Annotated in this window: 11 protein-coding genes; all 11 read left to right on the forward strand. The window is 71.5% G+C overall.

Going from position 1 to position 13822, the window contains the following annotated elements; all coding sequences use genetic code 11:
• Positions 1 to 4 precede the first annotated feature (4 nt).
• The 11 genes from IG88_RS0106220 (at position 5) to pgeF (ending at position 13819) form a co-directional block, all read left to right on the forward strand.
• A complete protein-coding gene (locus IG88_RS0106220) occupies positions 5 to 544 on the forward strand; it encodes a membrane protein (RefSeq protein ID WP_031035851.1) in 540 nt (179 codons plus the stop codon).
• Complete coding sequence (gene ftsI / locus IG88_RS0106225; protein WP_107452061.1) at positions 541 to 2505, forward strand: cell division protein FtsI; 1965 nt, start codon at positions 541 to 543, stop codon at positions 2503 to 2505. Before IG88_RS0106220 ends, ftsI begins: the two co-directional genes overlap by 4 nt.
• A 222-nt stretch (positions 2506 to 2727) precedes the next feature.
• Positions 2728 to 4260, forward strand: a complete 1533-nt coding sequence (locus IG88_RS0106230) for a UDP-N-acetylmuramoyl-L-alanyl-D-glutamate--2,6-diaminopimelate ligase (RefSeq protein ID WP_031035853.1) — start codon at positions 2728 to 2730, stop codon at positions 4258 to 4260.
• Between the two features lie 37 nt (positions 4261 to 4297).
• The gene (locus IG88_RS0106235; protein ID WP_031035855.1) at positions 4298 to 5713 is read left to right on the forward strand and encodes a UDP-N-acetylmuramoyl-tripeptide--D-alanyl-D-alanine ligase; all 1416 of its coding nucleotides are present in this window, start codon (positions 4298 to 4300) and stop codon (positions 5711 to 5713) included.
• On the forward strand, positions 5713 to 6804 hold the full coding sequence (mraY, locus tag IG88_RS0106240) for a phospho-N-acetylmuramoyl-pentapeptide-transferase (protein ID WP_030402164.1): 1092 nt from the start codon (positions 5713 to 5715) through the stop codon (positions 6802 to 6804). Before IG88_RS0106235 ends, mraY begins: the two co-directional genes overlap by 1 nt.
• An 8-nt stretch (positions 6805 to 6812) precedes the next feature.
• Complete coding sequence (gene murD, locus IG88_RS0106245) at positions 6813 to 8228, forward strand: UDP-N-acetylmuramoyl-L-alanine--D-glutamate ligase (protein WP_107452074.1); 1416 nt, start codon at positions 6813 to 6815, stop codon at positions 8226 to 8228.
• 77 nt (positions 8229 to 8305) lie between these two features.
• Positions 8306 to 9682 (forward strand): putative lipid II flippase FtsW, encoded by a 1377-nt coding sequence (gene ftsW / locus IG88_RS0106250; RefSeq protein ID WP_031035859.1) that lies wholly within the window; start codon positions 8306 to 8308, stop codon positions 9680 to 9682.
• Positions 9683 to 9688: 6 nt separating this feature from the next.
• A complete protein-coding gene (gene murG / locus IG88_RS0106255) occupies positions 9689 to 10783 on the forward strand; it encodes an undecaprenyldiphospho-muramoylpentapeptide beta-N-acetylglucosaminyltransferase (protein ID WP_030402167.1) in 1095 nt (364 codons plus the stop codon).
• A 25-nt stretch (positions 10784 to 10808) separates the two neighbouring features.
• Positions 10809 to 11603 carry a cell division protein FtsQ gene (gene ftsQ, locus IG88_RS0106260; protein WP_031035860.1) on the forward strand — a complete coding sequence of 265 codons (795 nt, stop codon included), beginning with the start codon at positions 10809 to 10811 and terminating at the stop codon, positions 11601 to 11603.
• A gap of 288 nt (positions 11604 to 11891) precedes the next feature.
• Positions 11892 to 13094, forward strand: coding sequence for a cell division protein FtsZ (ftsZ, locus tag IG88_RS0106265; RefSeq protein WP_030402169.1), 1203 nt, complete (start codon positions 11892 to 11894; stop codon positions 13092 to 13094).
• Positions 13091 to 13819 (forward strand): peptidoglycan editing factor PgeF, encoded by a 729-nt coding sequence (gene pgeF / locus IG88_RS0106270; RefSeq protein WP_031035861.1) that lies wholly within the window; start codon positions 13091 to 13093, stop codon positions 13817 to 13819. The genes ftsZ and pgeF overlap by 4 nt, the downstream gene beginning before the upstream one ends.
• Positions 13820 to 13822 lie beyond the last annotated feature (3 nt).

Here is a 13822-nt window from a genome sequence, read left to right on the forward strand (position 1 = left end):
GCGCGTGAGCAGGAAGACCACACCCGAACTGAGGGGCAGGGCGGCCCGCCTCGCCCGGCTGCTGCCGACGGGCAGTGCCCGGGGCCAGGCGGCCCGCGCCCCCTTCGTCCTCCTGGTCGTCGTCCTCCTCGGCGGCGGTCTCATCGGCCTCCTGGTGCTCAACTCCGCCCTGAGCGAGGGCTCCTTCCAACTGGACGACCTCAAGCAGCGCACCAAGGAGCTGACCGACGAGGAACAGGCGCTCCAGCGGGACATCGACGCCTACTCCGCCCCCCAGGCCCTCCAGCGCCGCGCCCGCGAACTGGGCATGGTGCCCGGCGGCGACCCCGCCTTCCTCGGCCCCGACGGGAGGGTCAAGGGATCGCCCAGCCCCGCTCCCGCCGCGGCCACCCCGCTCGTGCTCGCCCCCGAGGCGCTGACCGCGACGTCCGGCAGCCCGTCCGCGGCCACGCCGTCCCCCTTCACCGAGCCGTCCGCCCCGGCGGTCCCCGCGTCCCCCACCGCGGCCGCGACGCCCACCCCGACCACGACTCCCGGCAGGTGACGGAAGTGTCCGACAGGCAACCGCCGCGCCGCCGGGTGCCCGGACCCGCCAGGCCCGCCCGCCCCGGCGGCGGGCGCGGCCAGGGCCCCGGCGCCCGGCCGGCCCGCAGGCCGGGCCCGCCCCGGCCCGCGCCCCGCGCCTTCCGGCTGGGCAGCCCGCGCCCCCGCCTGCGCATGATCGGGCTCGCGCTGACCCTGGTGCTGGCCACGTTCGTCGTACGGCTCCTGCAGGTGCAGGCCGTCGACGCCGGCACGTACTCCGCGAAGGCCGCGCAGAACCGCTACGTCGTGCACACCCTGCCCGCCGAGCGCGGCGGGATCACCGACCGCAACGGCGTCGCCCTCGCGACCACCGTGGACTCCTACGACATCACCGCCGACCCCACGATGTTCACCCGCGAACAGCTCGAGGTCGACGACGGACCCGAACAGGCGGCGGCGCTGCTCGCGCCGATCCTCGGCCAGAAGCCGGAGGACCTGGCCGAGGTGCTCCGCCCGAAGAACAAGAAACTGCGCTACGTCCGCCTCGCCCGCCGGCAGACCCCCCAGGTCTGGAACCAGATCAAGGACCTGAAGACCGCGCTCACCACCAAGACGGAGACCGACAAGTCCGCGGTCAACGTGCTCGCGGGCGTCTTCGCCGACCCCAGCAGCAAGCGCGTCTACCCGGGCGGCGATCTCGCGGCCGGTGTCCTCGGCTGGGTCGGCGCCGACGGCAAGGGCGGCGGCGGCCTGGAGCGCAAGCTGGACAAGGTACTGGCCGGCGAGGACGGCAAGATCCGCTACGCGCAGTCCGGCGGGCGCCAGGTGCCCACCGCCGGCTCCACCGAGACGCCCGCCGTGCCCGGCAGCGACATCGAGCTGACCATCGACCGCGACATCCAGTGGGCCGCGCAGCACGCCATCACCGAGCAGGTGGAGAAGTCCAAGGCCGACGGCGGCTACGTCATCGTCCAGGACACCACCACCGGCGAGATCCTGGCCATGGCCAACGCACCGGGCTTCGACCCCGGCGACCTCGCCCACGCCGACCCGGCGGCGCTCGGCAACGCCGCCCTCCAGGACGCCTTCGAGCCGGGCTCCACCGCCAAGGTGCTGTCGATGGCGGCCGTGCTGGAGGAGAACGCCGCCACCCCCGGCACCCACATCACCGTCCCCAACCGGCTCAAGCGCGGCGACCGGCTCTTCAAGGACGACATCGACCACCCGACCTGGTACCTCACGCTCAACGGCGTGCTCGCCAAGTCCAGCAACATCGGCACCATCATGGCCACCGGCGAACTGGGCCGGACCCAGGCCGAGGCCAACAAGGTGCTCTACTCCTACCTGCGCAAGTTCGGCCTCGGCGCCTACAGCGGGCTCGGCTTCCCCGGCGAGACCAAGGGCATTCTCGCGCCGCCCGACCAGTGGTCGACCTCGCAGCAGTACACGATTCCTTTCGGCCAGGGCGTCTCCGTGAACGCGCTCCAGGCGGCCTCCGTCTACTCGACCGTCGCCAACGGCGGCGTCCGCATCGAACCCACCCTCGTCCGCGGCACCAAGGGCGCCGACGGGCGCTTCACCCCGGCTCCCGAGCCCAAGAAGACCCGGGTGACCAGCGAGAAGACCGCGAAGACCCTCGCGCAGATGCTGGAGTCCGTCGTCGACGACGAGGAGGGCACCGGCACCAAGGCCCGCATCCCCGGCTACCGGGTGGCGGGCAAGACGGGTACGGCCAACCGAGTGGATCCGGCCACCGGCAAGTACCACGGCTACACCTCGTCGTTCGCCGGGTTCGCCCCCGCCGACAAGCCCCGCGTCACCGTCTACTGCGCCATCCAGAACGCCACCGAGGGCAGCTACTTCGGCGGCCAGATCTGCGGACCCATCTACAAGCAGGTCATGGAGTTCGCCCTGAAGACCCTTCAGGTCCCGCCGACCGGGGCCGCCCCCGCGAACCTCCCGGTGACCTTCAAGCCCTGAGCCCCGCCGCCCCCACCGACACCGAGCCCGTACCGAGCCAGCGCCGTTTCAGTACCGAGCCACCAGGAACCACCCGTGACAACGATCACCCCCGATCCCGGGAACCAGAGCGCCCCCCGGGGCCCTGCCCAGCCCTCGCTTCGCCCCCGGGCGGGTACTCCCGGTACGCTCACCGCCGTGCCACACCCTGATCAGTCCCAAACCACCCAGAAGGGCCACCCCGTGACATACCCGGGACCGCCCCGGCCGGTGCGGATCTCCGCCACACCCCTCGCGGAACTCGCCGGTCAGTTGGGTGTCGCCGCTCCGGACGGCTCCGCCGAGGTCACCGGCATCACCCACGACTCGCGCGCCGTCCGCCCCGGCGACCTGTACGCCGCCCTGCCGGGCGCCCGCCTCCACGGCGCCGACTTCGTCACCCAGGCCGCCGGCCTCGGCGCCGCCGCCGTGCTGACCGACCCGGCCGGCGCGGAGCGTGCCGCGGCCGCCGGACTGCCGGCGCTCGTCGTCGACGACCCGCGCGCGCGGATGGGGGAACTGGCGGCCACGATCTACGGCCACCCCGGCCGCGACCTCCTCCAGATCGGCATCACCGGCACCTCCGGCAAGACCACCACGGCCTACCTGGTCGAGGGCGGCCTGCGCACCGCGAAGTCCACCGGGCTGATCGGCACGGTCGAGATGCGCATCGGCGACGAGCGCATCAAGTCCGAGCGGACCACCCCCGAGGCCACCGACCTCCAGGCGCTGTTCGCGGTGATGCGCGAGCGCGGCACCGAGGCGGTCGCCATGGAGGTCTCCAGCCACGCCCTGGTGCTCGGCCGCGTCGACGCCTGCGTCTTCGACATCGCGGTCTTCACCAACCTCAGCCCGGAGCACATGGAGTTCCACTCCGGCATGGAGGACTACTTCCAGGCCAAGGCCCAGCTCTTCACCCCGAAACGCAGCAGACTCGGCGTGGTCAACGTCGACGACGAGTACGGACGCCGGCTCGCGGGCGAGGCCACCGTGCCGGTCGTCACCTACTCCGCCGAGGGCCACCCCGACGCCGACTGGCGCGCCGACGAGGTCAAGGTCGGCCCGCTGGACTCCACGTTCACCGTGCTCGGGCCGCGGGGCGAGCGGATCGCCGCCAGGTCGCCGCTCGCCGGGCCGTTCAACGTGGCGAACACCCTCGCCGCGATCGTCGCCCTGGCCGCCGCCGGGCTCGACCCGCAGGCCGCCGCCGACGGTGTCGCCGCCGTACCGGGCGTGCCGGGGCGCCTGGAGCGCGTGGACGAGGGCCAGCCCTTCTTCGCGGTGGTCGACTACGCCCACAAGACCGACGCCGTCGAATCGGTGCTGCGGGCCCTGCGCAAGGTCACCGAGGGCAGGCTGCACGCCGTGCTCGGCTGCGGCGGCGACCGGGACACCACCAAGCGGGAGCCGATGGGCGCGGCCGTGGCCCGGTTCGCCGACACCGCCGTACTGACCTCGGACAACCCCCGCTCCGAGGACCCGCTCGCCATCCTCGCCACCATGCTCCAGGGCGCGGCCTCCGTGCCCGCGCACGAGCGCGGCGAGGTGCAGGTCTTCGAGGACCGGGCCGCCGCGATCGCCGCCGCCGTCGCCCGGGCCGAGCCCGGCGACACCGTGCTGGTGGCGGGCAAGGGCCACGAGCAGGGCCAGGACATCGCCGGGGTCGTCCGTCCCTTCGACGACCGCCAGGTGCTGCGCGAAGCCATCCAGAAGATCCAGGGACGAGATCCCGAATGATCCAGCCGATCCTGATTCTGATCCAGGGGACGAACTTGTGATCACCCTCTCACTCGCCGAGATCGCAGAAGTCGTCGGCGGGCGGATGCACGACATACCGGACGCGTCCGCCGAGGTCACCGGGCCGGTCGTCCGGGACTCCCGGGAAGCGGGGCCCGGCAGCCTCTTCGTCGCCTTCGTGGGCGAACGGGTGGACGGCCACGACTTCGCCGCGCAGGTCGTCGAAGCGGGTGCGGTGGCCGTCCTCGGCTCCCGCCCCGTCGGCGTGCCCGCGATCGTCGTGGACGACGTCCAGGCCGCCCTGGGCGCCCTCGCCCGGCACGTCGTGCGACGCCTCGGCACCACCCTCGTGGCCCTCACCGGGTCGGCCGGCAAGACCAGCACCAAGGACCTGATCGCCCAGGTCCTGCGCCGCAAGGCGCCCACGGTGTTCACGCCCGGTTCCATGAACAACGAGGTGGGGCTGCCGCTCACCGCGCTCACCGCCACCGACGAGACGAAGTTCCTCGTCCTGGAGATGGGCGCCCGCGGCATCGGCCACATCCGGTACCTGTGCGAACTGACCCCGCCCAGGATCGGCCTCGTCCTCAACGTCGGCTCCGCGCACATCGGGGAGTTCGGCGGCCGGGAGCAGATCGCCCAGGCCAAGGGCGAACTCGTCGAGGCGCTGCCGCCGGCCGAGGAGGGGGGCACCGCGGTCCTCAACGCGGACGACCCCCTCGTACGGGCCATGGCCTCCCGAACGAAGGCGAAGGTGCTCCTTTTCGGAGAGTCCGACGAAGCGGACGTTCGCGCCGAGAACGTGCGACTCACGGACACCGGACAGCCTTCCTTCAGCCTTCACACACCCTCCGGTGCAAGCGATGTGACCATGCGCCTGTACGGTGAGCACCACGTGTCGAACGCGCTCGCCGCGGCCGCCGTCGCCCACGAGTTGGGCATGTCCGCAGACGAGATCGCCACCGCGCTCTCCGAGGCGGGCTCCCTCTCCCGCTGGCGGATGGAGGTCACCGAGCGCCCGGACGGCGTGACGGTCGTCAACGACGCCTACAACGCGAACCCCGAGTCCATGAAGGCAGCGCTGCGTGCGCTCGTCGCCATGGGAAAGGGGCGTCGTACGTGGGCGGTGCTCGGCAAGATGGCCGAGCTCGGGGACGAGGCGCTCGCCGAGCACGACGCGGTCGGACGGCTCGCCGTCCGGCTCAACGTCAGCAAGCTCGTCGCGGTCGGGGGCAGGGAAGCCCAATGGCTGCAACTGGGCGCATATAACGAGGGTTCGTGGGGTGAGGAGTCGGTGCACGTGTCCGACGCACAGGCGGCGGTCGACCTGTTGCGCAGCGAGTTGCGCCCGGGGGACGTCGTGCTCGTGAAGGCGTCCCGTTCGGTGGGTCTGGAGGGCGTCGCCTCGGCGCTGCTCGAGACCGGCACCGAGGGTGAGGTCGCCGCCCGATGATGAAGCAGATCCTGTTCGCAGGAGTCATTGGCCTCTTCCTGACGCTGGTCGGCACCCCGCTGCTGATCAAGCTCCTGGCCCGCAAGGGCTACGGCCAGTACATCCGGGACGACGGACCGCGCGAGCACGCCAGCAAGCGCGGTACGCCGACCATGGGTGGTATCGCCTTCATCCTGGCGACGGTCGCCGCGTACTTCCTCGCCAAGGGCATCACCGGCTACCTGGACCCCGACATCGACGCGGGGCCGACCTTCTCCGGTCTGCTGGTGCTCGGTCTGATGGTGGGCATGGGCCTGGTCGGCTTCCTCGACGACTACATCAAGATCGTCAAGAGGCGTTCGCTGGGCCTGCGGGCCAAGGCGAAGATGGCCGGCCAGCTCATCGTCGGCATCGCCTTCGCCGTGCTCTCGCTGCAGTTCGCGGACAACCGGGGCAACACCCCGGCCTCGACCAAACTGTCGTTCATCACCGACTTCGGCTGGACCATCGGCCCGGTGCTGTTCGTCATCTGGGCGCTGTTCATGATCCTCGCGATGTCGAACGGCGTGAACCTCACCGACGGCCTGGACGGCCTGGCCACCGGCGCCTCCGTCCTGGTCTTCGGCGCCTACACCTTCATCGGCGTCTGGCAGTTCCAGGAGTCCTGCGCCAACGCGCTGACCCTGACCAACCCGGGCGCCTGCTACGAGGTGAGAGACCCCCTGGACCTCGCGGTGGTCGCCTCCGCCCTGATGGGCTCCTGCCTCGGCTTCCTGTGGTGGAACACCTCGCCGGCCAAGATCTTCATGGGCGACACCGGTTCGCTCGCGCTCGGCGGTGTGCTCGCGGGTCTGGCGATCTGCTCGCGCACCGAACTGCTGATGGCCATCCTCGGCGGCCTGTTCGTCCTGATCACCATGTCGGTGGTCATCCAGGTCGGCTCCTTCCGCCTCACCGGCAAGCGGGTCTTCCGGATGGCGCCACTCCAGCACCACTTCGAACTCAAAGGCTGGTCCGAGGTCCTTGTCGTGGTCCGCTTCTGGATCATCCAGGGCATCTGTGTGATCGTCGGACTCGGCCTCTTCTACGCGGGATGGGCAGCGGACAAGTGACCTCCTCGGTGCCTTCGGAATTCACCGGCAAGCACGTCACCGTCGCCGGACTCGGCGTCTCGGGCGTCCCGGCCGCCAAGGTCCTGCACGGGCTCGGCGCGCACGTCACCGTCGTCAACGACGGCGACGACGAACGCGCCCGCACGCAGGCGGCGGAGCTGGAGGCGCTCGGCGTCACCGTGCGCCTCGGCGACGGGGACACGCTGCCCGAGGGCACCGAGCTGATCGTCACCGCACCCGGCTGGAAGCCGACCAAGCCCCTGTTCACGGCGGCCGCCGAGGCCGGCGTCCCGGTCTGGGGCGACGTCGAACTGGCCTGGCGGCTGCGCGGCCTGGACGGCCGGAAGGCCGCGCCGTGGCTCGCCGTCACCGGCACCAACGGCAAGACCACCACCGTCCAGATGCTCGCGTCGATCCTGAAGGCGGCCGGACTGCGCACCGCCGCCGTCGGCAACATCGGCGTCTCCCTGCTGGACGCGGTCACCGGCGACACCGAGTACGACGTCCTGGCCGTGGAGCTGTCCAGCTACCAGCTCCACTGGGCGCCCTCCCTGCGCGCCCACTCCGCCGCCGTGCTCAACCTCGCCCCGGACCACCTCGACTGGCACGGCTCCATGGAGGCCTACGCCGCCGACAAGGGCCGCATCTACGAGGGCAACCGCGTCGCCTGCGTCTACAACGTCGCCGACAAGGCGACCGAGGACCTGGTCCGCGCCGCCGACGTGGAGGAGGGCTGCCGGGCGGTCGGCTTCACGCTCGGCACCCCCGGTCCGTCCCAACTCGGCGTCGTGGAGGGCCTCCTGGTCGACCGCGCCTTCGTCGAGGACCGGCACAGGAACGCCCAGGAACTCGCCGAGGTCTCGGACGTCAACCCGCCGGCCCCGCACAACATCGCCAACGCCCTTGCCGCCGCGGGCCTCGCCCGCGCCTTCGGCGTCTCCGCCGCCGCCGTGCGCGACGGGCTGCGCGCCTTCACGCCGGACGCCCACCGCATCGCGCACGTCGCCGACGTGGACGGCGTGGCCTACGTGGACGACTCCAAGGCCACCAACACCCACGCCACCGAGGCCTCCTTGGCGGCGTACGAGTCGATCGTGTGGATCGCCGGCGGGCTGGCCAAGGGCGCGACCTTCGACGAACTGGTCACGGGCGCGGCCAAGCGGCTGCGCGGCGTCGTGCTCATCGGTGCCGACCGCGCCCTGATCCGCGAAGCCCTGGCGCGACACGCCCCCGAAGTACCCGTGGTCGACCTCGACCGGACCGACACTGGTGCGATGCTCCAGGCCGTCCAGGAGGCGCGGCGGCTCGCCCGGCCCGGTGACACGGTGCTGCTGGCCCCGGCCTGCGCCTCCATGGACATGTTCACCAACTACAACCAGCGCGGTGACGCGTTCGCGCAGGCCGTTCGCGAACTCGGCGCCTGACCCGGCCGCGCTCCCGCGCCGGGTGAACTCGGGAGGACGCGTGGGACGGTCCGTGCCGACGTACAGCGGAGGCAGCGATGCCCGGTAGTCCCCAGAGCCGCACCGGGCGTCCGCCCGTACAGCGGGCGGCCGTCAAGCGACCCGGCACCCCGGGACCGCCGCCGCAGGAGAACCCGCTGCTCCGCCTGTACCTGCGCCTGCGCCGCGCCTGGGACCGGCCGCTGACCGCGTACTACCTGATCTGCGGCGGCAGCGCGCTGATCACGGTGCTCGGCCTGGTGATGGTCTACTCGGCCTCCCAGATCACCGCGCTCCAGCTCTCGCTGCCCGGCTCGTACTTCTTCCGCAAGCAGGCCCTCGCGGCACTGATCGGCGCGGGGCTGCTGGTGGCCGCCATGAAGATGCCGGTGAAGCTGCACCGCGCGCTGGCGTATCCCATCCTCGCCGGTGCCGTCTTCCTGATGATCCTGGTCCAGGTGCCGGGGATAGGAGTGGCGGTCAACGGCAACCAGAACTGGATCTCGCTGGGCGGCTCCTTCCAGATCCAGCCCAGCGAGTTCGGCAAGCTGGCCCTGGTGCTGTGGGGCGCGGACCTGCTCGCCCGCAAGCACGACAAGAAGCTGCTGACGCAGTGGAAGCACATGCTGGTGCCGCTGGTGCCGGCCGCGTTCATGCTGCTCGGACTCATCATGATCGGCGGCGACATGGGGACCGCGATCATTCTGACGGCCATCCTGTTCGGCATGCTGTGGCTGGCCGGCGCGCCCACCCGGCTGTTCGCGGGGGTGCTGTCGATCGCCCTGGTGCTGGGCTTCATCCTCATCAAGACCAGCCCCAACCGCATGGCCCGGCTCAACTGCCTCGGCGCCACCGACCCCGGCCCCGGCGACTCCTGCTGGCAGGCCGTGCACGGGATCTACGCCCTCGCCTCGGGCGGACTGTTCGGTTCCGGGCTCGGTGCCAGTGTGGAGAAATGGGGCCAACTCCCCGAAGCACACACCGACTTCATCTTCGCCGTCACCGGTGAGGAACTGGGCCTGGCGGGGACGCTGTCGGTGCTCGCCCTCTTCGCGGCTCTAGGCTATGCGGGTATCCGCGTGGCCGGACGCACGGAGGACCCCTTCGTGAGGTATGCCGCGGGAGGCGTGACCACCTGGATCACGGCCCAGGCCGTGATCAACATCGGTGCGGTCCTCGGACTGCTGCCGATCGCCGGTGTCCCGCTCCCGCTGTTCTCCTACGGGGGTTCCGCCCTGTTGCCGACCATGTTCGCCATCGGGCTGCTGATCGCCTTCGCGCGTGACGAACCCGGTGCGCGGGCGGCGCTTGCGTTGCGGCAACCTCGCTTTGGTAGAAAGCGGGGAGCCAGGGGACCCGCGGCCAAGCGGAGCCCCCGGAGTTGGAACACGATGCGACGGCGCGCCTCGGCGGCGCGCTCGTCCGGAGAGCGGTGAATTTCGGTGCATGTCGTACTCGCCGGCGGAGGAACCGCGGGCCACATCGAGCCCGCGCTCGCCCTCGCGGACGCCCTGCGCAGGCAGGATCCGACCGTGGGGATCACGGCCCTGGGCACGGAACGCGGCCTGGAGACCCGCCTGGTGCCCGAGCGGGGTTACGAGCTGGCGCTGATCCCGGCGGTACCGCTGCCGCGCAAGCCCACCCCCGAACTGATCACCGTCCCGGGCCGGCTGCGCGGCACCATCAAGGCGACCGAGCAGATCCTGGAGCGCACCAAGGCGGACGCGGTGGTCGGCTTCGGCGGCTACGTCGCCCTGCCCGGCTACCTCGCCGCCAAGCGCCTCGGCGTGCCGATCGTCGTCCACGAGGCCAACGCCCGTCCCGGCCTGGCCAACAAGATCGGTTCGCGCTACGCCGCGCAGGTCGCCGTCTCCACCCCGGACAGCAAGCTGCGCAACTCCCGCTACATCGGCATCCCGCTGCGCCGCGCCGTGGCCACCCTCGACCGCGCCGCCGCGCGTCCCGAGGCCCGCGCGATGTTCGGGCTCGACCCCAACCTGCCGACGCTGCTGGTCTCCGGCGGTTCGCAGGGCGCCCGGCGGCTCAACGAGGTGGTGCAGCAGGTCGCGCCGTGGCTCCAGCAGGCCGGCATCCAGATCCTGCACGCGGTCGGGCCCAAGAACGAACTGCCGCAGGTCCACCAGATGCCGGGGATGCCCCCGTACATCCCGGTAAGTTATCTGGACCGGATGGACCTCGCGTACGCAGCCGCCGACATGATGCTCTGCCGCGCGGGCGCGATGACCGTCGCCGAACTCTCCGCCGTCGGGCTCCCGGCCGCCTACGTCCCGCTGCCCATCGGCAACGGCGAACAGCGGCTCAACGCCCAGCCGGTGGTCAAGGCCGGCGGCGGACTGCTGGTCGACGACGCGGAACTGACGCCCGAGTGGGTCCAGCAGAACGTCCTGCCCGTGCTGGCCGACCCGCACCGGCTGTACGAGATGTCCCGCGCCGCCGCCGAGTTCGGCCGCCGGGACGCCGACGACCTCCTCGTCGGCATGGTGTACGAGGCGATCGCCGCCCGTGCGCACCGCTAGACACGTCTGACGGAAGGCAGGGAGCGTGGCCGGACCGACCACCGCCGAGCGCGGGGCACGCCAGCAGGAATCGTCCGGCCCGCCCCCCGCGCGCCGGTTCCGCCCGCCCCGTCTTCGTACGATCATCATCCTCGCCGTCGCGCTCGTCCTGGTCGCGGGCGGAACCGTCTGGGTCCTCTACGGCTCCAACTGGACGCGTCTGGAAGACGTCTCGGTCTCCGGAACCCGCGTCCTGACCCCCGAGCAGGTGCGCGAGGCCGCCGACGTACCGGTCGGGGACCCGCTGGTCTCGGTCGACACGGACGCCATCGAGGCACGGCTCCGCCGGAAATTGCCCCGCATTGACGAGGTCGAGGTGGAGCGTTCCTGGCCGCACGGAATCGGACTGAAAGTGACGGAGCGCACTCCGGTCCTGATTGTGCAAAAGGGCGGAAAGTTCGTGGAAGTGGACGATGAAGGCGTCCGTTTCGCCACGGTTTCCCGTGCTCCGAAAGGCGTGCCCGAGCTCGAATTGGAACCCGCCCGCTCCGGCTCCGCCGCGGCGAGTCTGCGCCGCTTCGGCGACGACCGCCTGGTGCGCGAGGCGGTACGGGTGGCCGGCCGGCTCCCGGGCAAGGTCGCCCGGGACACACGGCTCGTCAAGGTCCGTTCCTACGACGACATCTCGCTGGAGCTGAGCGGCGGCCGGTCCGTGTCGTGGGGGAGTGGTGAGCAGGGTGTGAGCAAGGCCCGCGCGCTGACCGCGCTCATGAAAGCGACGCCCGACGCACGGCACTTCGACGTCAGTGTTCCCACCGCCCCGGCGTCATCGGGGAGTTGACGGGTATACGCGCAGGCCAGCACCCTGGTTGGGCAGCGCTACGGCTGATCACATAGGGTGAAAAGAAAAACGGGAGGTTCGGCGTGTTCGTTGAACGTGCGCCACTTGTCGACTTAGTGTCCTGTTCGGAAGAGTCCAAGGAACAGACACACTGGTAACCCTAAACTTCAGCGTTAGGGTTCGGGTCGGCGCTACGGACCGTCCCAATCGGCATCAGTCGTCGGGTCGCGGGGGCATCAGTGCTTCGGCGGTCGGGCGACACGTAACTCGAGGCGAGAGGCCTTCGACGTGGCAGCACCGCAGAACTACCTCGCAGTCATCAAAGTCATCGGTGTCGGCGGCGGTGGTGTCAATGCCATCAACCGGATGATCGAGGTCGGTCTCAAGGGCGTCGAGTTCATCGCCATCAACACCGACGCACAGGCGCTGTTGATGAGCGACGCCGACGTCAAGCTCGACGTCGGCCGCGAACTCACCCGCGGACTCGGCGCCGGAGCCAACCCGGCCGTCGGCCGCAAGGCCGCCGAGGACCACCGCGAGGAGATCGAGGAGGTCCTCAAGGGGGCCGACATGGTCTTCGTGACAGCCGGTGAAGGCGGCGGCACCGGCACCGGCGGCGCTCCCGTCGTGGCCAACATCGCCCGCTCGCTGGGCGCCCTGACGATCGGCGTGGTCACCCGCCCGTTCACCTTTGAGGGACGGCGCCGGGCCAACCAGGCCGAGGACGGCATCGCGGAACTCCGCGAAGAGGTCGACACCCTCATCGTCATCCCCAACGACCGGCTGCTGTCCATCTCGGACCGCCAGGTCAGCGTGCTCGACGCGTTCAAGTCCGCCGACCAGGTGCTGCTCTCCGGTGTGCAGGGCATCACCGACCTCATCACCACGCCCGGCCTGATCAACCTGGACTTCGCCGACGTCAAGTCGGTCATGTCCGAGGCGGGTTCGGCGCTCATGGGCATCGGCTCGGCCCGCGGCGACGACCGCGCGGTGGCCGCGGCCGAAATGGCCATCTCCTCCCCGCTGCTCGAGGCGTCCATCGACGGCGCCCGGGGCGTGCTGCTCTCCATCTCCGGCGGCTCCGACCTCGGCCTCTTCGAGATCAACGAGGCCGCCCAACTGGTCAGCGAGGCCGCCCACCCCGAGGCCAACATCATCTTCGGCGCGGTCATCGACGACGCCCTCGGCGACGAGGTGCGGGTCACCGTGATCGCGGCCGGCTTCGACGGGGGCCAGCCGCCGTCCAAGCGGGACAACGTCCTCGGGTCCGCCTCGGCCAAGCGCGAGGAGCCCGCTCCGGCCCGGCAGCCCGAGAGCCGCCCGTCCTTCGGCTCGCTCGGCAGCGTGAAGCCGAAGGAGGAGCCGGAGCCCGCCCCCGCGCCGGAGCCGGTGAGCGACCTGCCGCCGGTCTCCGCGCCGCCGGTCCCGCCGTCCCGCACCTACTCGGACAGCGCGGCCGAGGAACTGGACGTGCCGGACTTCCTGAAGTGATAGGACAGCGCGACACCGTGAACGGCGCGCACTTCGGCTTCACCGACCGGTGGGGCGGAGTGAGCGCCGTTCCGTACGAGGAGCTCAACCTCGGCGGCGCGGTCGGCGACGACCCCGCCGCCGTCACCGCCAACCGGGAGCTGGCGGCCAAGTCACTGGGTGCCGACCCCGCCCGCGTGGTCTGGATGAACCAGGTGCACGGGGCCGACGTCGCCGTGGTCGACGCGCCCTGGGGGGACCGCCCGGTCCCGCGGGTCGACGCCGTCGTCACCGCCGAACGCGGACTCGCCCTCGCCGTCCTCACCGCCGACTGCGTGCCGGTGCTGCTCGCCGACCCGGTCGCCGGCGTCGCCGCCGCGGCCCACGCGGGCCGGCCCGGGCTGGTCGCCGGAGTCGTCCCCGCCGCCGTGCGGGCCATGACCGGACTCGGCGCGGACCCCGCCCGGATCGTCGCCCGTACCGGGCCCGCCGTGTGCGGCCGGTGCTACGAGGTGCCCGAGGAGATGCGCGCCGACGTGGCCGCCGCCGAGCCGGCCGCGTACGCCGAGACCAGTTGGGGCACTCCGGCGCTCGACGTGAGCGCCGGAGTGCACGCCCAGCTCGAACGCCTCGGAGTGCGCGACCGGACGCGGTCGCCGGTGTGCACCCGGGAGTCGAAGGACCACTTCTCGTACCGACGCGACCGCACCACCGGGCGGCTCGCGGGCTATGTCTGGCTGGACTGATGG

It is taken from the genome of Streptomyces sp. NRRL F-5650, from assembly GCF_000721365.1.
GTDB lineage: Bacteria > Actinomycetota > Actinomycetes > Streptomycetales > Streptomycetaceae > Streptomyces > Streptomyces ardesiacus.

Coding starts and splice junctions, on each gene's coding strand:
- mraY (WP_030402164.1), top strand. CDS start 5,713: ATGAAGCAGATCCTGTTCGCAGGAGTCATTGGCCTCTTCCTGACGCTG.
- ftsW (WP_031035859.1), top strand. CDS start 8,306: ATGCCCGGTAGTCCCCAGAGCCGCACCGGGCGTCCGCCCGTACAGCGG.